The 364-nt window shown below is 72.8% G+C and carries 1 protein-coding gene; it reads left to right on the top strand.

The annotated features are described in order from the left end of the window. On the top strand, positions 1–364 hold a 364-nt coding region (locus tag AC5RUJ_RS18715), incomplete at both ends, for a pyrroline-5-carboxylate reductase family protein (RefSeq protein WP_494156569.1).

The raw sequence follows: 364 nt of genomic DNA on the forward strand, positions 1-364 counted from the left end.
GCGTCTCCGCCGGCAGCCACGTGAGCGATGCCCAACTGGAGGCCGCCCGCGAAGTATTCGCCGGCGCCGGCACCGTCGTCGTGGTTCCGGAACACCAGCTGGACGCGGTGTCCGCGGTCAGCGGTTCCGGCCCGGCCTATGCCTTCTACCTGGCCGAGGCGATGGCCGCCGCCGGCGTGGAGCTGGGTCTGGACCCGGAGCTTTCGATGACGCTGGCCCGCGAGACCGTGGCCGGCGCGGGCATCATGCTCGCTGCGCCGAATGCCGACCCGGCGGTCATGCGCCGTGCCGTCACCAGCCCGAACGGCACCACGGAGCGCGCCATCGCCTCCTTCGACGACGACGGGCTGCCGCAGGTGATCGC

This window comes from Arthrobacter sp. Y3223164 (assembly GCF_059091005.1).